Annotated in this window: 19 protein-coding genes and 1 pseudogene; 4 read left to right on the top strand and 16 right to left on the bottom strand. The window is 69.2% G+C overall.

Going from position 1 to position 23,272, the window contains the following annotated elements:
• From ACJH6H_RS12160 to rimP, 3 genes and pseudogenes are all read right to left on the bottom strand, one after another.
• Positions 1-359: pseudogene (locus tag ACJH6H_RS12160) on the bottom strand (YlxR family protein).
• Positions 360-442: 83 nt separating this feature from the next.
• Positions 443-1,486, bottom strand: a complete 1,044-nt coding sequence (nusA, locus tag ACJH6H_RS12155) for a transcription termination factor NusA (RefSeq protein WP_346414928.1) — start codon at positions 1,484-1,486, stop codon at positions 443-445.
• A complete protein-coding gene (gene rimP, locus ACJH6H_RS12150) occupies positions 1,483-2,037 on the bottom strand; it encodes a ribosome maturation factor RimP (protein ID WP_212811794.1) in 555 nt (184 codons plus the stop codon). The genes nusA and rimP overlap by 4 nt, the downstream gene beginning before the upstream one ends.
• A 168-nt stretch (positions 2,038-2,205) precedes the next feature.
• On the opposite strand from rimP, the gene ACJH6H_RS12145 reads away from it, so the two are divergent.
• Positions 2,206-2,736: a hypothetical protein gene (locus tag ACJH6H_RS12145; RefSeq protein WP_406774936.1), complete on the top strand. Its 531-nt coding sequence runs from the start codon at positions 2,206-2,208 to the stop codon at positions 2,734-2,736.
• Positions 2,733-3,206 carry a ferritin-like domain-containing protein gene (locus ACJH6H_RS12140; RefSeq protein WP_406774935.1) on the top strand — a complete coding sequence of 158 codons (474 nt, stop codon included), beginning with the start codon at positions 2,733-2,735 and terminating at the stop codon, positions 3,204-3,206. The genes ACJH6H_RS12145 and ACJH6H_RS12140 overlap by 4 nt, the downstream gene beginning before the upstream one ends.
• Positions 3,207-3,263: 57 nt before the next feature.
• On the opposite strand, the gene ACJH6H_RS12135 is transcribed toward ACJH6H_RS12140, so the two are convergent.
• From ACJH6H_RS12135 to mqo, 11 genes are all read right to left on the bottom strand, one after another.
• Entirely contained in the window at positions 3,264-5,009 is a 1,746-nt protein-coding gene (locus tag ACJH6H_RS12135) for a proline--tRNA ligase (RefSeq protein ID WP_212811797.1), read from the bottom strand.
• An 11-nt stretch (positions 5,010-5,020) separates the two neighbouring features.
• Complete coding sequence (locus ACJH6H_RS12130; RefSeq protein WP_406774963.1) at positions 5,021-5,677, bottom strand: VOC family protein; 657 nt, start codon at positions 5,675-5,677, stop codon at positions 5,021-5,023.
• 79 nt (positions 5,678-5,756) lie between these two features.
• The gene (locus ACJH6H_RS12125; protein ID WP_406774934.1) at positions 5,757-6,173 is read right to left on the bottom strand and encodes a hypothetical protein; all 417 of its coding nucleotides are present in this window, start codon (positions 6,171-6,173) and stop codon (positions 5,757-5,759) included.
• Positions 6,174-6,233: 60 nt separating this feature from the next.
• On the bottom strand, positions 6,234-7,601 hold the full coding sequence (locus tag ACJH6H_RS12120; protein ID WP_406774933.1) for an alpha/beta hydrolase: 1,368 nt from the start codon (positions 7,599-7,601) through the stop codon (positions 6,234-6,236).
• Positions 7,602-7,634: 33 nt separating this feature from the next.
• Positions 7,635-9,170 carry an MFS transporter gene (locus ACJH6H_RS12115; RefSeq protein ID WP_244872949.1) on the bottom strand — a complete coding sequence of 512 codons (1,536 nt, stop codon included), beginning with the start codon at positions 9,168-9,170 and terminating at the stop codon, positions 7,635-7,637.
• Between the two features lie 55 nt (positions 9,171-9,225).
• Complete coding sequence (cobA, locus tag ACJH6H_RS12110; RefSeq protein WP_406774932.1) at positions 9,226-10,455, bottom strand: uroporphyrinogen-III C-methyltransferase; 1,230 nt, start codon at positions 10,453-10,455, stop codon at positions 9,226-9,228.
• 22 nt (positions 10,456-10,477) lie between these two features.
• Positions 10,478-11,842, bottom strand: coding sequence for a cobyrinate a,c-diamide synthase (locus ACJH6H_RS12105; protein ID WP_406774931.1), 1,365 nt, complete (start codon positions 11,840-11,842; stop codon positions 10,478-10,480).
• A gap of 19 nt (positions 11,843-11,861) precedes the next feature.
• Positions 11,862-12,476 (bottom strand): cob(I)yrinic acid a,c-diamide adenosyltransferase, encoded by a 615-nt coding sequence (gene cobO / locus ACJH6H_RS12100; protein WP_346414924.1) that lies wholly within the window; start codon positions 12,474-12,476, stop codon positions 11,862-11,864.
• 22 nt (positions 12,477-12,498) lie between these two features.
• Positions 12,499-14,346: a magnesium chelatase subunit D family protein gene (locus ACJH6H_RS12095; protein ID WP_406774930.1), complete on the bottom strand. Its 1,848-nt coding sequence runs from the start codon at positions 14,344-14,346 to the stop codon at positions 12,499-12,501.
• Entirely contained in the window at positions 14,346-14,813 is a 468-nt protein-coding gene (locus ACJH6H_RS12090) for a GNAT family N-acetyltransferase (RefSeq protein ID WP_061010300.1), read from the bottom strand. The genes ACJH6H_RS12095 and ACJH6H_RS12090 overlap by 1 nt, the downstream gene beginning before the upstream one ends.
• A 17-nt stretch (positions 14,814-14,830) precedes the next feature.
• The gene (gene mqo, locus ACJH6H_RS12085; protein WP_406774929.1) at positions 14,831-16,327 is read right to left on the bottom strand and encodes a malate dehydrogenase (quinone); all 1,497 of its coding nucleotides are present in this window, start codon (positions 16,325-16,327) and stop codon (positions 14,831-14,833) included.
• Between the two features lie 141 nt (positions 16,328-16,468).
• Here mqo and ACJH6H_RS12080 point away from each other — a divergent pair, with 141 nt between their 5' ends.
• The gene (locus ACJH6H_RS12080) at positions 16,469-17,503 is read left to right on the top strand and encodes an alpha/beta hydrolase (RefSeq protein WP_406774928.1); all 1,035 of its coding nucleotides are present in this window, start codon (positions 16,469-16,471) and stop codon (positions 17,501-17,503) included.
• A gap of 4 nt (positions 17,504-17,507) precedes the next feature.
• Positions 17,508-18,884, top strand: a complete 1,377-nt coding sequence (mtr, locus tag ACJH6H_RS12075; protein WP_406774927.1) for a mycothione reductase — start codon at positions 17,508-17,510, stop codon at positions 18,882-18,884.
• Here the strand turns inward: mtr and ACJH6H_RS12070 are convergent.
• On the bottom strand, positions 18,881-19,984 hold the full coding sequence (locus ACJH6H_RS12070) for a HoxN/HupN/NixA family nickel/cobalt transporter (RefSeq protein ID WP_406774926.1): 1,104 nt from the start codon (positions 19,982-19,984) through the stop codon (positions 18,881-18,883). The two genes, mtr and ACJH6H_RS12070, sit on opposite strands and share 4 nt — an antisense overlap.
• Positions 19,985-19,999: 15 nt before the next feature.
• Positions 20,000-23,236, bottom strand: a complete 3,237-nt coding sequence (locus ACJH6H_RS12065) for an SNF2-related protein (RefSeq protein WP_406774925.1) — start codon at positions 23,234-23,236, stop codon at positions 20,000-20,002.
• Positions 23,237-23,272: the final 36 nt, after the last annotated feature.

Here is a 23,272-nt window from a genome sequence, read left to right as displayed (position 1 = left end):
TCATCGGGACTTCACGGTGTGCTCATGTTCTTCGCTACCTGTTCTCTAGCTGTGGTGTTCCGGGTCCGTCAGGCGGGTAAGGCACTGAAGAACTCTTCGACCGCAGAGGTGTCCGGCGAACCGGTGATGCGCAACGCTCGGGCGAATGCTCGCCGCCGAACTGCCGCGTTGAGGCACTGCTGAACCGGGTGCAACCACGCACCCCGACCCGGCAGGTTACCCGCTGTATCGACCGAGACGGCGCATTTACCGTTCCCGTCGCGTACAGCTGCCACTCGAAGCAAATCGACGGCCAGCTCTCGTTTCCGGCAGCCGATGCAGGTACGCACCGGAGCTGTCGGAGTCTCGCGCTGGATCACAGTGCAGTCTACCGTCTCGGGGCCCTTGGACTTCAATCGCGGTCGCGGCCCCGACACGCCGCCGGTAACTGCGGGTTTTGGCCTCAGCGGTCGCGGCCGGCACCGTGGCCGGTCGACCGGCCGCCGGCGTCTGCCCCCTGACCGTCGGCGTCGCTACGGATGTCGATGCGCCACCCGGTGAGACGCGCCGCCAGGCGGGCGTTCTGGCCCTCCTTGCCGATCGCCAGCGACAGCTGGAAATCGGGCACCACGACCCGCGCTGCGCGCTGCGCCTCGTCGATCACGGTCACCGACACGACCTTGGCCGGCGACAGGGCGTTGGCGACGAACTTCGCCGGGTCCTCGTCGTAGTCGATGATGTCGATCTTCTCGCCCGAGAGCTCGCTCATCACGTTGCGCACACGCTGACCCATCGGGCCGATGCAGGCGCCCTTGGCGTTCAGTCCCGGCACGCGCGACGCGACCGCGATCTTGGACCGGTGGCCGGCCTCACGCGCCACCGCGACGATCTCGACCGACTCGTCGGCGATCTCGGGGACCTCCAGCGAGAAGAGCTTGCGCACCAGGTTCGGGTGGGTCCGCGACAGCGTGATGACGGGTTCGCGGGCGCCGCGGGTGACCCCGACGACGTAGCAGCGCACGCGGTCGCCGTGCACGTAGCTCTCCCCCGGCACCTGCTCGGCGGCCGGGATCACGCCTTCGGAGCCCTTGGCCTCCGTGCCGACCCGCACCACCACGAGGCCGCGGGCGTTGGCCCGCGCGTCGCGCTGGATGACGCCGGCGACGATGTCGCCCTCACGCGCCGAGAACTCGCCGTAGTTCTTCTCGTTCTCCGCATCGCGCAACCGCTGCAGGATCACCTGACGCGCGGTGGTCGCCGCGATCCGGCCGAATCCCTCGGGGGTGTCGTCCCACTCGTGGATGACGGTCCCGTCGGTGTCGGTCTGGCGCGCGATCACCCGCACGATGCCCGACTTGCGGTCGATGTCGATGTACGCGTCGGGCTCGTGCCCTTCGGTGTGCCGGTACGCGGTCAGCAGCGCCGTCTTGATCGTGTCGACGACGACGTCGACGCTGATTCCCTTGTCCGCCTCGATGGCATGCAGTGCCGCCATGTCGATATTCATCCGTCGGCCCCCTCTCCGGTCATACCCGCCAGCTCCAGTTCCCGGCGATTGGGTGGTGAAAATTCAACCTGTACAACAGCTTTCGTAATGTCCGCGAGCGCGACGGTCTGCACCGACAGCACCCCGCGGTTGGCGACGACCAGTTGGATCGCGCTGCCGTCGTGCTCGCCCAGCCGGCCCGTCAGCGACGTGCCGTCGGCCAGGGTCAGCTCGACCTTTCGACCACGGGCGCGGCGGTAGTGCCGCTCCGCGGTCAGCGGGCGCTCCACGCCGGGCGAGGTGACCTCCAGCACATACGGCTCGGAATCGGCGGTCACCTGGTCCAGCAGCTCGGATGCGAGGCGGGAAAGGTCGGCGACGGCGTCGAGGTCCAGACCCGAGTCGCCGTCGGCCACCACGACGATGCGCGGGGGCCGCGCGGCAGCGTCCACCCGCACATCTTCGATGTCATATCCGGCGTCCGCAAAAGCACTGCTGAGCAGCTCAAGCACTTGGCCTGTGGTCGGTAACCGACTGGGTGGCAGCGGTCGTTCCGGCGTGTCCCGGGCCACGGCGAGCTCCTCATCTTGAGTTGTGCGGACAGGGCCCCCAGAAGGGTGAACCCGGTACCAACGATACGCCAGCAGCGCATGGCCGAATGGCAATCGCGACCGCGGCACCGGAGAACATCCGGCGCCGCGGTGCCCGGCGGCCGGTGTCCGCAATGGCAGGATGTGGCTGTGCCGCACACCGAAACCACCGTCAGCCGACGGCGTGTCCTGTTGGGCACGGCGGCTCTGGCGCTGCTCGGCGGCGCGGCGTCGGCCTGCGGGTCGGCACCGCAGCGCGATCCCGCCCTGGACATCCTGACCGCCGAACTCGACCGGGCCCGTCGCGACAGCCGACTGGCCGCGTCCGCCGCCACCGGCGTACCGCCGCAACTGGCGCCGGCGCTGACGGCCGTCGCGGCACTCCGGGACGCGCACGCCCGCGCGCTGTCCGACGAACTGACCCGGATGGGCAACCCGCCGTCAACCGCGCCGTCGTCCACCACCGAGACCTCCGCCGCCGCGTCGCCGACGCCTGGCGCCACCCCGCCGCCGGCACCCCCGACACCTCAGGAAGTCGTGGCAGCGCTGGAACAGGCCGCCGACAGCGCGGGCCGCGCCGCCGCCGGCCAATCGGGCTACCGGGCCGGGCTGCTGGCCTCGATCGCCGCCGCCTGCACCGCGGCGCACACCGTCACCCTCGCCGGACAGGCCGCGCCATGACCAGCCCGCAACCCACCCCGACCCGCCCGGGCAGCGCCGCCGACGCCGCGCTGTACGACGCGATCGCCACCGAACACGGCACCATCTACGGCTACGGCCTGGTGTCGGCGCACACCACACCCGACGTCAACGATCTGGTGGCCGAGGCCATGGCCAAGCACCGCGCCAACCGCGAAGCCGGCATCACCGCGCTGGCCGGACGGTCGGTGCCGGCTCCGCTGCCGGCCGCGGGCTACCAACTCCCCATCGACGCGAACAACCCGGCAGACGCGAGCAAGCTGGCGCTGCAGATGGAAGAGGAAACCGCCGTCGCGTGGCGCGCCGTGGCCGAGCAGGCCACCACCACCGACGACCGGACGCTGGCCGTCAAGGCCCTCACCGACTGCGCGGTGCTGGCCGCCCGGTGGCGCGCAGCCCTCGGCATGACGCCGGCCGTCGTGGCGTTCCCCGGCGGCGCCGAGCAGTCCTAGCCGTCAACGCCGCGGATCGCAGTCACCTGGTGACCGCAATCCGCGGCACAACGAGGCCTACCCCGCCAGCGCGGCCGTGATCGCCGCCGCGGCGCCGTCGACCGGCACCTCGGTCTTCTCACCGGTGAAGCGGTTGCGCAGCTCGACGGTGCCGTCGGCCCAGCCGCGGCCGACCACGACGATCCACGGCACACCCAGCAGCTCGGCGTCCTTGAACTTCACGCCCGGCGACGAGGTGCGGTCGTCGAGCAGCACGTCGAGGCCGAGGCGGTCGAGTTCGCCGGCCAGCTCGGTCGCACCGGTGCGGGCTTCGGCGTCCTTGTTGGCGATGACCAGGTGCAGGTCGAACGGCGACACCGACGACGGCCAGCGCAGGCCGAGCTCGTCGTGGTGCTGCTCGGCGATCACCGCGACCATGCGCGAGACACCGATACCGTAGGAGCCCATGGTCAGCCGCACCGGCTTGCCGTTCTCGCCGAGGACATCGGCGCTGAACGCATCGGTGTACTTGCGGCCCAGCTGGAAGACGTGCCCGATCTCGATGCCACGCGCCGACACCAGCGGCCCGGCGCCGTCGGGCGAGGGGTCACCGTCGCGGACGTCGGCGGCCTCGATGGTGCCGTCGGCCACGAAGTCGCGGCCGGCCACCATGCCGACGATGTGCTTGTTGGGCGCGTCGGCGCCGGTGATCCACGACGAACCGTCGACGATGCGCGGGTCCACCAGGAATCGAATGCCGTTCTCCAGCAAGGCTTTCGGGCCCACGTAGCCCTTCACGAGGAACGGGTTGGCGGCGAAGTCGGCGTCGTCGAGCAGCGCGTACTCGGCGGGCTCGAGCGCCGCGGCCAGGCGCTTCTCGTCGATCTCACGGTCGCCGGGCACGCCGATGCCCAGCAGTTCCCACTCCCCGCCCGGCTGGCGCACCTTCAGCAGCACGTTCTTCAATGTGTCGGCGGCGGTGATCTCGCGGCCGAGGTCGACGGTGTTGGCCCACTCCACGAGGGTGGCGATGGTCGGGGCGTCCGGCGTGTCGTAGACGACGGCCTCGGGCTGGCCCTCGATCGGCAGCGAATCAGGCACCGCGGTGACGACGGCTTCGACATTGGCCGCGTAGCCGGACTGCAGGCAGCGCACGAAGGTGTCCTCACCGACCTCGCTCTCGGCCAGGAACTCCTCGGAGGCACTGCCGCCCATGGCGCCCGACACCGCGGACACGATGACGTACTTGACCGCCAGCCGGTCGAAGATGCGCTGATAGGCCTCGCGGTGGGCGTGGTAGGCGTCCTTGAGTCCGCTGTCGTCGATGTCGAACGAGTACGAGTCCTTCATGATGAACTCGCGGCCGCGCAGGATGCCGGCACGCGGGCGCGCCTCGTCGCGGTACTTGGTCTGGATTTGGTACAGCCGCAGCGGGAAGTCCTTGTACGACGAGTACTCACCCTTGACCGTCAGGGTGAACATCTCCTCGTGGGTGGGCCCCAGCAGGTAGTCGTTCTTGCGGCGGTCCTGCAGGCGGAACAGGTTGTCGCCGTACTCGGTCCAGCGGTCGGTGGCCTCGTAGGGGGCCCGCGGCAGCAGCGCCGGGAAGAGGATCTCCTGTGCGCCGATGGCGTTCATCTCGCTGCGGATGACGTCCTCGATCTTGCGCAGCACCTTCAGGCCCAGTGGCAGCCAGCTGTACAGGCCGGGCGCGATCGGGCGGACGTAGCCGGCCCGGATCAGCAGCTTGTGGCTCGGCACTTCGGCGTCGGCGGGGTCGTCGCGCAGCGTGCGCAGGAACAGCTCGGACATGCGGGTGATCACGGGTGGCCAGCTTAATCGCGGCCCTGCCAGGTGCAGACACACACCTCATTGCCTTCGGCGTCGGCGAGCACCCAGAACGCCGGTGCCGCTCGGTCACTGAGCAGCACCCCGCCGGCCGCCAGTGCCGCGTCGATGCGCGCGGACGCCCGGTCGTGCGGGACGTCGACGTCGAGGTGGATGCGATTGCGTTGCGGCCGTGGCACATCCATCTGCTGGAACCACAGGGCGGGGCCACGGCCCGTGGGATCGACGAGTCCCCCGCTCAGATCCGACGGCCCCGCTTCGTCGACATAGCCGGTGACGGCCTTCCAGAACGGGCGCACGGCGGCGATGTCCATGGCGTCGATCGCGATCTCGATCGCCTGTACCGCGACGTCGCCCGGCGTGGTCGCCGCGCCGCGCTCGGCAAGTGATTCAGAGATGCGGCGTGCCAGCGCGATGTCGTGCGCGGTGACCCCGTCGGCCGAGCGCAGCCGCATGACGATCCGGTCGGCGCGAATGTCGACGGTCAAGTGGCCCTGCGCCTCTGGGCCGGTCTCCTCGACCACCGCGGCCGCGAGCGCCGCCGCCGCGCCCAAGCCAACCACCGGCACCTCCGTGTAGACGGCACCGAGCACCAGGCGCCACCCCAGCGGATTTACCGCATCCGAAATCTCCTGCCGCAGCATCATGATTCGGCCCCCGCGACCATGTCGAACCCCCTGGCGGTCATGCCTCATGCATAGCACCGCGGCGCGTCCGACGTCCTCAGAGCAGTGCTTTGTTCACCACCTGCTCGTATGCGGTCTTGTCCGCCGCGCTGACCGTCGGGCCGAACTGCAGGACGATGTTCATCGCCTGGAACGTGCCCGGCGTCGCTCCCGCATACCCTTCGGCCGCGCCGGTCGTGGAGAACACCAGCACCGTCACGGTGTCGGTCTCGATGGCCTCGATGCACTTGATGTCGGGGCATTTCTGCTTGGCCACATCCCGCGGGTTGGCCACCGGCAGGCCGGCGGCACCCATGTCCCGCACCACGGCCTGCGCGGTGACGGTGTTGAGGATCGGGGCGCCGGTCCGCGCACCGGCCTGTGGCCCGGGAGCCGGCGGGCGCTGGCATCCGGTGATCACCGCCGCGGCGAGCACAGCCGCCACGATCACAGCTCGGGCTCGCATTGCAGTCATGCACCATCAATAGCAGCGCAACCTGGAGCGCCGGCCACCGGGCGACGAAGCGGACGGCCCTTACAGCGTCGGGACGGCGTGCGGCCCGGGCGGTGCCGCGGCTCCCGGCGTGCGCAGCTTGCCTGCCACCCACGGCAGCGAATCCGCGAAGGCCTCGTTGGCGAAGCCCCAGTCATGAAGGCCGAGCAGGGCCCGGATGTCGGCGTCGATGCCGTGCTGCTGGGCGATTTCGCACAAGGTGCCGGCCGCGATGTCCTGGCCCTCCGGATTCGCGCGCGCATCGCGCGGCACACCGGGGCCAGGTGCGTGGCAGGCCGCGACGGTGCCGGGAATCTCGAACAGCCCGGAGATGCCGTGGTACCGGCCGTACTGCCGCATCACGGTGCTCGGATCGAACTCGGCCCATTTGGCCGCGTCACCCCCGTAGAGCTTGGCGATGGTCTGGTCCTTGCTACCGATGTTCGGGCTCAGGTCCCCGGCGATGTCGACGAACGCGCTGAACAGGTTGGGGTGGCGCGTCGTGAGCTGCACCGCGCAGGTGCCGCCCATGGACCAGCCGACGATGCCCCACTTCTCGGGCTTGGGACTGACGCCGAAGTTCGAGATGAGATACGGAACGACCTCTTTGGTCAGGTGGACCGACGAATTGCCGTGGCTGCCGTTGACGCATTCGGTGTCGTTGTTGAACGAGCCGGTGGCGTCGGCGAAGACGAACACCGGCGCCTCACCGCCGTGGGCCGCCGCGTAGTTGTCGATCGTGGCCTTGGCGTTGCCGGCCCAGATCCAGTCCGCCGGGGTGTTCAGCTGCGAGCCGATCATCATGACCGTCGGCAGCTGCGGCGGCGGATTGCTCGCGAACCATGCCGGTGGCAGGTAGACGAGTTCGGCGCGGTGCGTGAAGTTCGATTCCTGCGAGGTGGTCACGATGGGCACCACGACACCGCGCGGCGGCCGGATGCCTTTGAGCTGCATGGCCGTGACCGTCCAGCGGTCCACCTCGTCGGGCACCTTGCCGACGGTGAACTTGTGCCACGCCACGTACGCGGTCGGGAAATACCCGACCCAGACATTCATCATCAGCAGCGCGCAGAGTGCGCACAGGGGCACCGCGAGCAGGGCCACCCCGCGGCGCCGCCAGGGGGATCCGCGCCAGCCGAGGATCAGGACCGTGGCGGCGAACCCGCCGAGCGCCGTCCAGATCCACAGCAGTACCGGGGCCGGGTCGCCGGCGATACCGAGCGAGGTGATGTACCAGTACAGGCCGGCCGCGCACGCGACGCCGACCGCGAGTGCCCACGGCAGCCGGCTGATGCTCCACTGCCGCGACCGTCGCCCGACCGCACAGCACAGTGCCGCGAAAGTCAGTAGCTGGATCAGAAACGGAAGCCACCCATGCGTCAGCGACGCATGGGTGACGAACGAAGGCACGCCGATCCTCCAGGAAGCTACGTCGAGATCGAGCTACAGCTCGCCGGCGTCCAGCGCTTCCTTGGTGTCCTGCGCCGCCGCAACCTCGTCGGCGGTGTAGGTGATGAACAGCGACACCACGCCGACGATCACCGCCACCGCGGCGACCCAGAGCAGGCCGTAGGTGTAACCGTGGTCGAGGGCCGTGTGCTGCGCGGCGTTCATCTTGGCGACCGGACCGGTGGTCCCGCCGAGGTACAGCGTGCGCGACGTGATGACGGCCTGGATGACGGCCAGCACGACCGGCCCACCCAGGTTCTGCAGCATCAGCGCGATGGCAGACAGCGGACCGATGTCGCTCAGCGCGACGCCGGCGATGGCCGAGACGGTCAGCGGCACCACGATCATGCCGATACCGAAACCACCGACGGTGATCGGGATGACGAGGTTCGGGAAGTACGGGATACCGCCGTTGAGGGTGGACCCGTAGATCATCGCGGCGAGCACCAGGATGCCGCCGGCGATCACCAGCACGCGCGGCGAGAACATCGCCACCAGCTGCGACGACAGGCCCAGACCGATGCCGAGCGCGATGACGAACGGGATGAAACCGATGCCGGCCTTCAGCGCGCTGTAGCCCATGATGTCCTGCACGTACAGGCCGATCAGGACGGTCAGCGTGAACATCACGCCACCGGCGAGGAAGACCGCGGCGAAGGTGGCCACGCGGTTGCGGTCCCGGAACAGGCTGAACGGCACAACGGGGTGCTCGGCGCTGCGCTCGACGAACAGGAACGCCAGGAACAGCACGGCCGCCGCGGCGCCGGAGCCCAGCGTCAGCGGGGACAGCCAGCCCTTCTCCGGGCCCATCGAGAAGCCGAACACCGCCGCGGTGCAGGCCAGGGTCGCCAGGATGGCGCCTGCCGCGTCGAGCTTCATGCGCTCGCGGGACGTCTCGGTCAGGGTGGTGCGGGCCAGGTAGATCATGACCAGGCCGATCGGCACGTTCACCAGGAACGCGTAGCGCCACGAGAACACCGTCAGCGCGCCGCCGACGACGAGGCCCATCACCGAGCCGACGCCGGTCATGGCCGCGAAGATCGCGGTGGCGGCGTTGCGGGCGGGGCCCTTCGGGAAGGTGGTGGCGACGAGCGCCAGGCCGGTCGGCGAGGCGATGGCCGAACCGACACCCTGCAGCAGCCGGGCGATGACCAGGGTCGTCTCGTCCCACGCGACACCGCACAGGATGGAAGCGATGGTGAAGAGCGCGACACCGACGATGAAGGTGCGCTTGCGGCCGATGGTGTCGCCGAGGCGGCCACCGAGCAGCATCAGACCACCGAACGTCAGCACATAAGCAGTGATCACCCAGCTGCGGCCGGCATCGGAAAGCCCGAGCTCGTCCTGAATCTTAGGAAGGGCAACGATGGCGACGGTGCTGTCCATCGTGGCCAGCAGCTGCATGCCACCGATGGCGATGACCGCGGAAAGAAAGCGGGGGGACGGAAGCCAAGCTGGATACCAGCTCTTTCGTTCGTCCTCGGTCTGCCCCACGTGAATCGTGAGCGGTTCGCGGCGGCTGTGTGCCATGGCGGTGCGCTCAGCGTCGTTGAGAGCCGTCATGGAAAGCTACCTTACAGTAATCTTAAGATTTCTTTAACCCTGCGAAGGCCGCGACGTCCCCGATCACGATGATCGCGGGGGGTCGGATGCCCTCGGAACGGATGTCCTCCGCCGCATCGGCAAGCGTGGTCTGCAGCGTCTGCTGCGCCGCCGTCGTCCCGTGCTGGACCACCAGCACCGGTGTTTCCGCAGGTCGGCCGCCTTGCAGTAGAACCTTCGCGAAAAGCTCGATGCGCTCGACGGCCATCAGCAGCACGATCGTGCCGCGCATCGCGGCCAGTGCGTCCCAATTCACTAACGATTCCGGGTGCCCGGGGGCGACGTGGCCGCTGACCACCACGAATTCGTGCGTCACGGCCCGGTGGGTGACGGGAACGCCGGCCAGGGCCGGAACCGCTATGGCGCTGGTCACACCGGGTACGACGGTGACCGGAATGCCCGCGTCGGCGCATGCCAGCACCTCTTCATAGCCGCGCGCGAAGACGAACGGGTCACCGCCTTTGAGCCGGACCACGAACTTGCCTTCCTGGGCCCGGTCGATCAGGACGGCGTTGATCGCGTCCTGGGCCATCGCCCGGCCGTACGGAATCTTGGCGGCGTCGATCACCTCGACGTGCGGGCCGAGTTCGGCGAGCAGCTCCTGCGGGGCCAGCCGGTCGGCCACCACCACGTCGGCGTGGGCCAGCAGCCGGCGACCGCGGACGGTGATCAGCTCGGGGTCCCCCGGGCCACCGCCGACGAGCGCCACACCGCGGTAGCTGTCGGGTTCGGCGGCGTCGCCGATGGCGCCGCGCTGCAGCGCCTCGTGGATGGCGGTGCGCAGCGCCGCCGAGCGCCGGTGTTCGCCGCCGGCCAGCACGCCGACCGTCAGCCCGTCGTATTCGAAGGACGCCGGGGTCACCGCCGACCCTTCCTGGCCGGCGTCGGCGCGGACGCAGAAGATCCGGCGGCGGTCGGCCTCCGCGGCCACCGCGGCGTTGACGGCGTCGTCGTCGGTCGCGGCCAGGACGTACCAGGCGCCGTCGAGATCGTCGGTCTGGAATTCCCGCGAGATGAGGGTGATGCCGGTGCCGTCGGGGTTGTCGACGAGTGCTTCGACCACCGGGGTGGCGGCGGGCGCCACGACGTGGACGTCGGCGCCGCTGGCGATCAGCAGCGGCAGGCGGCGCTGGGCGACGCTGCCGGCACCCACGACCACGACCTTCTTGCCGGACAGATGCAGCCCCACGAGGTAGGCATGCTGGGACGTCATTTTGCTCCTCGCGTGCGCAGTATCACTCGGCGAGTTTAGTTGCCGCCGATACGAACCGACGCACCGAGTGCGGATGCGCGGCCGGATGGGTGTGCAGGTAGCCCGCGTGCACGCCGCCGCGGACGGCCCCGTCGTGCACGGTGGCCTGCCCAGCGCCCCGGAAAACCCAAGCCGGCGGCTGCTGCTCGGTGAATTCGACTGTGGTGCGGTGAAATTCGTGGCCGGTCACGCGCTCCCCCGCGGCGTGCATGCTGGAGTCGACCGTCGCCACGGCATCGCGGTAGCCCAGGGTCAGCCGCTCGGTGAAGCGCGCCGAACCCGGCAGCACGCCACACATGGGGTGCCCGTCAAGGTCGTCGACCAGGTAGGTGAGCCCGGCACACTCGGCATGCACCGGCGCGCCGGCGGCCGCCAGCGCGGCAATCTGTTCGCGGACAACGGCATTGGCCGACAGTTCCGCGGTGAACTGCTCGGGGAAACCACCGGGTATGACGAGCGCCTGCGTGCCGTCCGGCAGTGGGTCGGTCAGTGGGTCGAAGGCCACGACCTCGGCGCCGGCCATCTCGAGCAGCTCGGCGTGCTCGGCGTACCCGAAACTGAAGGCCCTGCCGGCGGCGAGCGCGACGGTTGCGGCCGGACCGGACTCCAGCTCGGGAGCCCACTGCGGTTCAAGAGTGCCGATCCCGGCACACCGGGCCACCGCCTCGGTGTCGACGTGGCGGGCGACGAGCTCGGTCATGACGTCGACGGCCTCGTGCGCCCGGCGGCCGTGTTCGACGGCGGTGACCAGGCCGAGATGCCGCGACGGAATCTCCAGTCCGCTGTTGCGCGGGATGGCGCCGAACACCGGGACGCCCGCCTGCTCGCAGGCCTGCCGCAGGACCTCTTCGTGCCGCGGCGAGCCGACCTTGTTGAGGATCACCCCGGCGATCCGCACAGCTCGGTCGAACGTCGAAAAGCCGTGCAGCAGAGCGGCAATGCTCTGGCTCTGTCCCCGGGCATCGACGACGAGTACCACCGGCACGCCGAGCAGCCCGGCGACGTGGGCGGTCGACCCGGGCGCCGGCGACATCGGCTGCTCGGTGATGCGGCCGTCGAACAGGCCCATGACGCCCTCGATGACGGTGACGTCGGCGCCCGCACTGCCGTGTCGGTAGAGCGGACCGATCAGCTCGGCGCCGACGAGGACCGGGTCCAGGTTGCGGCCCGGCCGGCCGGTGGCCAGCGCGTGATAGCCGGGGTCGATGAAGTCGGGGCCGACCTTCGCGGCGCTCACCGTGTGGCCGGCGCGGCGCAGGGCGCCCATCAGGCCGGTGGCCACGGTCGTCTTGCCGCTGCCCGACGCCGGCGCCGCGATCACGACCGCCGGGACGGGATTCGTGGTCACTTCGTCCCCGCGGGAGAACTCACCATTCGATGCCGCGCTGGCCCTTGCGGCCCGCGTCCATCGGGTGCTTGACCTTGGTCATCTCGGTCACCAGATCGGCGGCGTCGAGGAGCTGCGGCGGGGCGTCGCGGCCGGTGATGACGACGTGTTGGGTGCCGGGGCGCTGGGTCAGCGTCGACACCACCTCGTCGATGTCGAGCCAGCCCCACTTGAGCGGGTAGGTGAACTCGTCCAGTACGTAGAAGTCGTGCTGCTCGGCGGCCAGCCGCCGCGAGATCTCGGCCCAGCCTTCGACGGCCGCAGCGGCGTGGTCCTCGTCGGAGCCCTGCCGGCGCGTCCACGACCAGCCCGAGCCCATCTTGTGCCACTGCACCGGTCCCCCGATGCCCTGCTCGTCGTGCAGGCGGCCGAGCGTCTGGAATGCCGCTTCCTCGCCGACCTTCCACTTGGCGCTCTTGACGAACTGGAACACCGCGACGTCGAAGCCCTGGTTCCAGGCGCGCAGCGCCATCCCGAATGCGGCAGTCGATTTTCCCTTACCCGGGCCGGTGTGCACCGCCAGGATCGGCGCGTTGCGGCGCGCCTTGGTGGTCAGTCCATCGTTGGGGACGACGAGCGGTTGTCCTTGTGGCATGGGTTCTTCCTGCTGTGTTCTCTTACGCCGCGGCTTGCCCGGCCCGCACCACGCTGGCCAGGTTGTCGGCGCGCAGCTGCGCCAGTTGCACGGCGGGCGCACCGAGTTGGCCGGCCAACTGCTGCGCCAATCCCAGTCGAATATAAGACGTTTCGCAGTCGACGACGACGGCGGCGGCGCCCTCGGCGACGAGCAGACCCGCGGCGGTCCGGGTCCGGCCCAGTGGATCGGGTCCACCCGTCGCACGGCCGTCGGTCAGCACCACCACGAGGGGGCGACGGGCCCGGTCGCGGGTCTTCTCCCGCAGCACCACATCACGCGCGGCCAGCAGCCCCTGCGCCAGTGGGGTTTTCCCACCGGTGTCGAAACGTGCCAGGCGTCGGCTCGCGATGTGCACTGACGACGTCGGCGGCAACAGCAGCGCGGCTTCGGCGCCCCGGAAGGTGACGACGGCGACCTTGTCGCGGCGCTGGTAGGCGTCGCGCAGCAGTGACAGCGTCGCCCCGCTCACCGCGGACATCCGGTCTCGCGCGGCCATGGAGCCCGAGGCGTCGACCACGAAGATCACCAGATTGCCTTCGCGCCCTTCACGAATCGCGTGGCGGACGTCGGTGGGCGCCACCTGCAGGCGGCCGGCCTGTGGCCGGCGATCGGCCGCGGCCAGCAGCGTGCCGAAGACGTGCACGCCGTGTCCGGCCCGGGCATCGTCGGTCGCCGAGATCGGGGTGCCCGTGCGGTTGCGCGCCCGCGACCGCCGGCCGGGAGCACCTTCCCCGACCCCGGGCACCACCAGCGCCCGGGTCCGGAAGGTCGCCGACGGTGGCGCGCTGGGCCGCGACGCGCTACCGGGTCCGGCCGAGTTTCCTTGCGGCGCGGCCTCTTCCGAGCCCTCCGCGGAGATCCCGCCGCCCGGCGGATCAGGATCGGGTTCCGGCTCCGACGCGGACTGCGATTCGGCCTCGGCCTGCGCCATGGCGTCGTCGAGCTGTTGCGGATCCAGCCCGGGGTCGTCGAAGGGGTCGCGCCGACGCCGGTGCGGCAGCGCGAGTTCCGCGGCGACGCGGACGTCTTCCGCATCCACCGCGGACGCGCCGCGCCAGGCCGCGTGCGCGACGGCCGTGCGGGCCACCACCAGATCGGCGCGCATGCCGTCGACGTCGAACGCCGCACACAACGCCGCGATCCGGCGCAATTCGTTGTCCGGCAACGACACCGAAGCCACCGCGGCGCGGGCCTTGGCGATCCGCCCGGCCAGCTCGGCGTCGTCGACGGCGTACTGCTCGGCGAAACCGGCCGGGTCGGCCTCGTACGACATGCGGCGCCGGATCACCTCGACCCGGACGTCGACATCGCGCGACGCGTAGACGTCGACGGTCAGTCCGAAGCGGTCGAGCAGCTGCGGCCGGAGCTCGCCCTCCTCCGGATTCATGGTGCCCACCAACATGAATCGGGCCTCGTGCGAATGCGAGACACCGTCGCGCTCGATGTGCACCCGGCCCATGGCGGCGGCATCGAGCAGCACGTCGACCAGGTGGTCGTGCAGCAGGTTCACCTCGTCGACGTAGAGCACGCCGCCGTGTGCGCGCGCCAGCAGGCCCGGCGAGAAGGCATGTTCGCCGTCCCGCAACACCTTCTGCAGATCGATCGAGCCGACCACGCGGTCCTCGGTCGCACCGATGGGCAACTCCACCAGGCGGGCTCCGGCGTCCACGGCGGCCAGCACCTCGGCGAGACCACGCACCGCGGTCGATTTCGCGGTGCCCTTCTCGCCGCGGATCAGCACACCGCCGATGTCGGGACGCACCGCGCACAGGATGAGCGCCAGCCGGAGCTGGTCCTGGCCCACCAGCGCGCTGAACGGATAGGTCACTACTGCTGCCCCGCTCCCAGACCCGGTCTGATCATCGGCACATGCGGAATGCCGTCCTCCAGAAACTCCTCGCCGTCGCGCACGAACCCGTGGCGGGCGTACATCTCTTCGAGATAGGTCTGGGCGTCGATCCGGCAGGGGTAGGTGCCCACCTCGGCCAGCGCTGCCTGCATCAACCGCGTGGTGTGGCCCTGACCGCGGTCGCTGCGCTTGGTGCACACCCGGCCGATCCGGAAGACCTTCTCTCCCCCGGGATGTTCCTCCATCAGCCGCAGCGTCGAGATGACTTGTGCGTCAGGGCTTTCCAGCCAGAAGTGCCGGGTCTCGGCCAGCAGGTCACGGCCGTCGAGTTCGGGATACGGACACGCCTGCTCCACCACGAAGACCTCGACGCGCAACTTCAGCAGCTCGTAAAGCGTTGCGGCATCCAGATCCTTGGCCCAGCTGCGCCTCGGCGCGACGGTCATGCGCGATCCGCCCGAACTCAGGCCGGCTGGTCGAGCTTGAGCACCTTGGTCCCCCAGTCCCACACCTCGCGGTACAGCTTGGGTTCGCCGGACAGGTTGACGCCCAACGACGGCACCATCTCCTTGAGCTTGGGCAGCCAGGTCTGGTAGCGGTCGCCGAAGCACCGCTCCAGCACCTCGACCATGGCCGGCACCGCGGTGGAGGCACCCGGCGACGCACCGAGCAGACCGGCGATGCGGCCGTCCTCGGCGGTCAGGACGGTGGTGCCGAACTCCAGCACGCCACCGATGCCCTTGCGGCGGATCACCTGCACGCGCTGGCCCGCGACATCCAGCTCCCAGTCGGAATCGACTGCGCTGGGGGCGAATTCGCGCAGCGAATCGACCCGCTCACCCTCGCTGAGGGCCAGCTGCTCGAGCAGGTACTTCACCAGGCCCAGTTCGGTGACGCCGACGCCGAGCATCGAGGCGATGTTGTTGGGCTTGACCGACAGCGGCAGATCGGTGACCGAGCCCTGCTTGAGGAACTTGGGCGACCAGCCGGCGAACGGCCCGAACAGCAGCCAGGACTGACCGTTGATGATGCGGGTGTCCAAGTGCGGCACCGACATCGGCGGCGCGCCGACCGATGCCTGGCCGTACACCTTGGCCTGGTGCTTGACCGTCAGATCCTGGTTGTCGGTGCGCAGGAAGGCACCACCGACCGGGAACCCGCCGAAGCCCTTGGCCTCCGGGATACCGGCCTTCTGCAGCAGGTGCAGCGCGCCACCACCGGCGCCGAGGAACACGAACTTGGCATTGATCTTCTGCCGGTCCCCGGTGCGCCGGTTCACGACGTTGAGCTTCCAGCTGCCGTCGGACTGCTTGCTGAGGTTGGTCACCTCGTGCCCGAACAGCGTGTCCATACCGCGCTGCGCGGTGAAGCCGATGAGCTGCTTGGACAGCGAACCGAAGTCGACGTCGGTGCCGTCGGTGGTCCAGTTCAGAGCAACCGGCTCGGCGAAGTCGCGCTGCTCGGCCATGAACGGCAGCCGGCGGGCGAACTCGTCCTTGTCGTCGATGTACTCCATCGTCGAGAACAGCGGGTTGGTGACCAGCGACTCGCGGCGCCGGCGCAGGTAGTCCAGGTGTTCGGCGCCGTGCACGAAGCTGACGTGCGGGATGGGGTTCAGGAAGCTCTTGACGTCCGGCAGCACCCCGTTCTCCACCGCGTAGGCCCAGAACTGGCGCGTCACCTGGAACTGCTCGTTGACGTGGACGGCCTTCTTGATGTCGATGGTGCCGTCGGCGTTCTGCGGCGTGTAGTTGAGCTCGCACAGCGCCGAGTGGCCGGTGCCGGCGTTGTTCCAGGGATCGCTGCTCTCGGCGGCCGCGCCGTCGAGGCGCTCGATCATGGTGATGGACCACTCCGGCTCCAGTAGCCGGATCAGTGCCCCGAGGGTGGCGCTCATGATTCCCGCGCCCACGAGGACGACGTCGGTCTGTGCGCTCCCAGCTACGTTTGCATTCGACACGTGATCGCTCGTCCTTCGCACTCGGGTTACCCGCCGGTATTGACGGATGCTCGGTGCTCAAGGTTATCGCGACCGTGTTCGCCGCCGACGCGCTATCTCCTCCCATCGACCATGATGTTCGTCGCAGTTAGGGTTGAGCACGTGACGCCGCAGGAGCCACAGGGACAACCCGAGTGGCAGCCGGACGTGCTGCCCGGGTACTGGCAGCAGACCATCGCACTGGGACCCGACCCCGACGGCGAGGGTGACCTGGTCGCCACCGTCGTGCGGCGTGGTCCGCAGGTCCGGGCCGAGCACGCCGTGCTCGTGGTGCACGGCTACACCGACTACTTCTTCCACACCGAGCTCGCCGATCACTTCGCTGCCCGTGGCATGGCGTTCTACGCGATAGACCTGCACAAGTGCGGACGGTCGCGGCGCCCCGGGCAGACCCCGCACTTCACCACCGACCTGGGGTCGTACTACGGCGAACTCCGTCAGGCCCTGCAGCTCATCGCCGCGGACACCACCGGTGCCCGGGTGTGCCTGTACGGCCACTCCGCCGGCGGACTGATCGCGACGCTGTTCACCGACCGCCTGCGCCGCGACGGCGCGCTGGCGGCGCACCGGGTGAGGGGCCTGATCCTCAACAGCCCGTTCTTCGATCTGCACGGGCCGGCCGCGCTGCGCTCGGCGCCGGTGTCCGGCACGCTGCGGGCCCTGGCCCGGTTCCGCAAACTGGCGGTGATCCGCAAACCGACCGAGGGCGGCTACGGCACGAGCCTGCACCGCGACCACGGCGGGGAGTTCGACTACAACCTGGACTGGAAACCGTTGGGCGGCTTCCCGGTCACCGTCGGCTGGATCAATGCCATCCGCCGGGGACAGCTGCAGCTGCATCGCGGCCTCGATGTCGGGGTGCCGAACCTGATCCTGCGGTCGGACCACACCGTCGCCGAGACCACGACCGCGGCCGGCATGGAGCGCGGCGACGCGGTGCTGGACGTCAGCCAGATCGCCCGCTGGGCGGGGTGTGTCGGCAACCGCAGCACCATCGTCCCGGTCACCGACGCCAAACACGACGTGTTCCTGTCACTGCCGGAGCCGCGTGCCGTCGCGTTCGGCGAGCTGAACCACTGGCTGGATTGGTACCTCCCCCAAGCGGTCTCCCGCACCACCCAACACGAACAGGCCTGACGTCATGGAGCACTACGACCTGACCATCATCGGAACCGGCTCGGGCAACAGCGTGCTCGACGAGCGGTACGACGGCCTGAAGGTCGCGATCTGCGAGCAGGGCAAGTTCGGCGGCACGTGCCTGAACGTCGGCTGCATCCCGACCAAGATGTTCGTCTACGCCGCCGACGTGGCCCAGACCATCCGGCACAGCGCCACTTTCGGCGTCGACTCGCACATCGACGGGGTGCGCTGGCCGGACATCGTCGAGCGCGTCTTCGGCCGGATCGACCCGATCGCGGCCGGTGGCGAGGACTACCGCCGCGGCCTGCCGAACGTCACGGTCTACGGCAGCCACACCCGCTTCGGGCCGACGCTGCCCGACGGCACCTACACGTTGCGGACCGCCGACGGCGACGAATTCAGCTCCGACCGGGTGGTCATCGCCGCGGGCTCGCGCAGCTGGATTCCCCCGAACATCGCCGGCTCCGGTGTCCCCTACTTCACCAGCGACGACATCATGCGCATCCCGGCGCTGCCCGAGCATCTGGTGATCATCGGCGGCGGGTTCATCTCGGTGGAGTTCGCGCACGTGTTCTCGTCGCTCGGATCGAAGGTGACGATCGTCCTGCGTGGCGACCGGCTGCTGCGGCGCTGCGACGAGGAGATCTGCCGGCGGTTCAGCGCGGTGGTCGGCAAGAAATGGGACCTGCGGACGCAGGAGAACGTCGTCGGCGCCCAGCGCGACGGTGACGGCGTCGTGCTCGAGTTCGACGACGGCGAGACTCTGCGCGCCGACGCCCTGCTGGTTGCCACGGGCCGGGTGCCCAACGGCGACCTGCTCGATGTGCACTTGGCCGGGGTGGGCCTCGACGACGACGGCTACGTCGTCGTCGACGAGTTCCAACGCACCACGGCGCGTGGGATTTTCGCGCTGGGTGACGTGTCGTCACGCCACCAGCTCAAGCACGTGGCCAACCACGAGGCGCGGACGGTGAAGGAGAACCTGCTGCGCGACTGGGACGGCGAGCTGGTGGCCAGCGACCACCGGTTCGTTCCCGCCGCGGTGTTCACCGATCCGCAGGTCGCGATGGTCGGCATGAATGAAGCCGAGGCGCGGGCAGCGGGTTTCGACGTCGTGGTCAAGGTGCAGGAGTACGGCGACACCGCGTACGGCTGGGCCATGGAAGACACGACGGGCATCGTCAAACTGATCGGCGAGCGCGGCACCGGACGGATTCTGGGCGCGCACCTGATGGGTTATCAGGCGTCGTCGTTGATTCAGCCCCTGATCCAGGCGATGTCGTTCGGGCAGACGGCGCAGGACGTCGCCCGCGGGCAGTACTGGATTCACCCGGCGCTGCCCGAGGTGATCGAAAACGCGCTGCTGGGCTTGAGCTAGCTGTCAGCCGGGCTGAGCCGGGCCGTCCACTTCTCCTCGATCCGGCCCCACCGCCACACCAGCAGCGCCACCACCCAGGTGACGACGAACAGCCCGACGATGCCGAATCCGACGGTGTTCAGGTCGATTCCGCCGATCCACGCCCAGACGCCGCCGGTCCACCCCAGCTCCTCGGCCAGCAGGCCCAGCAATTCGATGGTGCCGATCACCAGGGCCACCATGACCGACAGCCCGGTGATGGTGATGTTGTAGTAGACCTTGCGCACGGGCCGGGCCAGCGCCCAGCCGTACGCGACATTCATGAACGCGCCGTCGATGGTGTCCAGCAGGCTCATCCCGGCCGCGAAGAGCACCGGCAGACAGAGGATTGCGTACCACGGCAATCCGGCCGAGGCGCCGGTCCCGGCCAGCACCAGCAGCGCCACCTCGGTCGCAGTGTCGAAGCCGAGGCCGAACAGCGCGCCGAGCGGATACATCTGCCACGGCTTGCTGATGGCGCGGGTGAACCGGCGCAGGATGCGGTTCATGAACCCGCGGTTGTTGAGTTGATGTTCTAGTGCGGCCTCGTCGTACTCACCGCGGCGCATCCGCATGAACACCTGCAGGATGCCCACCAGGACAACGACATTGATGGCCGCGATCAGGTACAGGAAGAAGCCCGAGACGCCGGCGCCGATGAGCCCGGTGTACCGGTGCAGCATCGACGAATCGTCCTGCAGCGGAACGACTATCGACGTGATGCCCAGCGACAGCAGCAGGGCCAGGCCGAACACGATGGTCGAATGCCCGAGGGAGAAGAAGAATCCGACGCTGAGTGGCCGGCTGCCACTGCGGCCGTGCGGGGCAACGGCGTTGTCCGCCATGAGCTTGCGGGTGGTGTTGTCGATGGCGGCGATGTGGTCGGCATCGAACGCGTGCCGCAGGCCCAGGGTGTACGCGGTGAGTCCGATTCCGATGCCGAGCGCCGTCCCGCCGACGGTGTGGTGCTCGGGTACGACGACGAGGATCAGGGTCCCCCAGCCGATGACGTGCAGTGCGGCGATGACGCCGAACATCGCCGCCAGTCGCCCCCAATCCTGACCGGACAACGAAAGCCGCATGCGGTTCAGTCTCCCTCAGCCCAGCAGTTCGCGTATGTCGGAGGCGGTAATTGCGGTGCCGAACATGTCGCCGTCGTCGATCACGGCGGCGAACAGCGCGCGCTTGCGCTCCTGCAGCGCGATCACCTTCTCTTCGATGGTGTTCTCGGACACCAGCCGATAGACGTTCACCGGGCGCTGCTGGCCGATGCGATGTGCGCGGTCGACGGCCTGCGCTTCGGCGGCCGGGCTCCACCACGGGTCGCACAGGAAGCAGTAGTCGGCGGCGGTGAGGTTCAGTCCGAAACCGCCGGCTTTGAGACTGATCAGGAACACCCTGGTCCGGCCGGCGCTGAAGTCGTCGATGGCCTGCGCCCGGGCCCGCGCGTCCACCGACCCGTCCAGGTAGCTGTACTCGATCCCGGCCGCGTCCAGGCGGTCGCGCAGGATCGCCAGAAAACCGGTGAACTGGCTGAACACCAGCGCGCTGTGATCCTCGGCGACCAGCTGGTCCAGTTGTTCGATCAGGAAGTCCACCTTCGTGGACCCGGCTTCCATGGTCTCGGCGTCGACGAGCCCGGGATGCAGGCTGAGCTGCCGCAACAGCGTGAGTGACCGGAAGATCTGGAAGCGGTTCTTCTCCCACTCCCCCAGCAGGCCGAGCACCTTCTGCCGCTCGCGCGCCAGCCGGGTGTCGTAGATCTTGCGGTGTCTGGCCGACAGTTCGATGGCCAGCACCTGCTCCTGCTTGGGCGGCAACTCCTTGACGACCTGATCCTTGGTGCGGCGCAACAACACCGGCTTGATGCGCCGCCGCAGCAGCGCCAGCCGTCCGGGCTCGCCGTCGGACTCGATCGGCTTACGGAAGTAGCGCTCGAAAATCTTCGGGCTGGGGAACAGACCGGGCACCGTGATCGACAGCAGCGACCACAGCTCCATCAGGTTGTTCTCCATCGGCGTGCCGGTGATGGCCAGTTTGAACGGCGCATCGAGACGACGCGCGCACTGGTGCGTCTTGCTGTGATGATTCTTGACGAATTGCGCCTCGTCGAGAATCATTCCGGCCCAAGCAATTTCCCGATACCGGTCGTTGTCGATCCGCAGCAGCGTGTAGGTCGTGACGACGATGTCGGCCGCGGCGACCTGCTCGGCGATGGGCACCGCGCCGCGGGCCTCGGTACTCGAGACGACGACGGTGGTGAGCCCGGGCGCGAACTTCGCACACTCCGCCGCCCAGTTGGATGCCACGCTGGTCGGCGCGACGACGAGAAACTTGCCCGCGCCCTGCTCGACGGCGCGACTGATCAGGGCCAGGGTCTGCACCGTCTTGCCGAGACCCATGTCGTCGCCCAGCACACCGCCGAGTCCGTTGTCCCACAGGAACGCCAGCCAATTGAGCCCGTCGCGCTGATAGTCGCGCAGCTCGGCCTGCAGTCCGGCCGGCGTGGGCACCGAAACCGGCGGCTGCGCCGCGGCCAGCCGCGCCATGTTGTCGCGCCACTGCGCCAGTTCCCGGTCGACGACGCCGAGGCCCAGCAGCTCGTCCCACAATGTCGCGTTCAGCGATGACGCGTTGACCCGGTCGCCGTCGAGCTCCCCCAGCGCCTGGGCCTCTTCGATCAGGGCCCGGAGCTTGAGCAGTTCGGGGGTGTCGAGCCGGAAGTAGACGCCGTTCGACAGCAGCATGTGGGTGGCACCGGACGCCAGTTCGGCGATGACGGCCGACAGCGCCACGGGGTAACCGTCGACATCGATGGTGATGTGCAGGTCGAACCAGTCCTGCGCCGGCGCCTCGTCGGAGGACGCGGTACCGAACCCGAGTTGCGCCCCGGCGACCGAGCGCCGGAATGCCGCGGCCCGCTCATCGATCTCGACGATCAGCTGCTCGTACCCGGCGAGCTGCGGCAGCACCTCGTGGCACAGCACCGCGATCTGCGGCAGGGACAGCCGGCGCGACAGCAACAGCGAGGCCAGCGGGTCCTCCTGCGCCGACAGTCCCGAAATCAGTTCCAGCGCGGGCGCGATCGCCCGCCACATCGCATCCTCGGCGGCGTTGTCCCGGATGCCGCTCGTGCGGGTGACGCCCGCCGCGTCGAACTCCTGGCGCCGCCCGTTCACCTCGTACCGGGTGCGCCACTTCACGCGGCCGTCAACCTCGTCGACCGTGATGCTCAGTACGGGCAACGGCCCCACGATGTCCGGTTCGGCGAACAGACCCTCCGGCATGTCGACGGGCACCGTCCGGCGCAGCTGCGGCAGCACGTCCGCTGCGAACTCCGAGAGCGCCTCGGGCGGAATCTGTACCTTCTCGTCGTTCGCGATCAACTTGAGCAGCGTGGGACCGGGTACCGGCGCGAAAGCCCCGAGATGCAGGATGCCGTCCACCAATTGATGGATGCCGTGGGGCGTGGGTGCGCCCACCAGCCCGACGCCTTCGGGCGCCCGCGGCTCGCCGTCGACGACGAGCACCGTCGACATCTGCGCACCGCCGGTGTCGGAGACGGTGAAGTCCAGCCGCAACTGGACGTCCTTGGCGAGCTCCACCGCCCGGATGCCCGCTCCCGGGACGAGCGTGACGCCGGCCTCGACCGCCGCGTCGAGATCGTTCCAAAAGCTCTGTCCCACAGCGGAAAGCACCAACTGGTCACTGCTGTACGGATAGTAACCGGGCACGGCGAGCACCAGCGCCCGCAGCGCGCTGTACTGCTGCCGGTCGAACTCGCCCGGGTCGGCGGTGTCGAACAGACGCCGCCAGCTGATCCCGCTCTTGATCCAGTTTCCGCGCTTGCCGACCGTCAACGCCCGGAGCGTCGCGATCGGCGTCGTGTGGTACCGGCCCGCCGGCAGCATCCCGAACTCCAGGGCCAGCGGCTTGCCGCCGGTGTCGCTGTCGGCGCCGGTCATCTCGTCCAGCAGCGAACCCAGCACCACCTGCCAGCGTTGTGGGGCCGCACGGTGGGGTGCGCTCGGGACCGCCGCCAACAGCAGGGCCACCGCGTGCTTGCAGTACCGCCCCACCGGGCAGGTGCAGACGGTGTATTCGATCTCCAGGCCGGTGCGGGGACCCGACAACGCCACTTCGACGTCGTAGTACTCGGACTTCGAACCCAGGCACGAGCCGGTGAGCGTGCCGTCGACCGGGTCGTATCTGGCGGCGACCACGCGCCCCTGGTTCGCATAAGTCTCGCCGCGGGCCAGGGTCTGTGCGTTGAAGGCACGAAGCAACTCGTGTGGAGCGAGCGCTAGCCCGGCCGTCGAGTCCGTGCCTTCCATGTCGTCACGATAACGGCCGGGACCGACAGTGGCTGG

The sequence above is a fragment of the Mycobacterium sp. SMC-21 genome (assembly GCF_045310825.1).
In the GTDB taxonomy this organism is placed as follows: domain Bacteria; phylum Actinomycetota; class Actinomycetes; order Mycobacteriales; family Mycobacteriaceae; genus Mycobacterium.
This window is presented reverse-complemented; position numbering and strand designations above follow the sequence as displayed.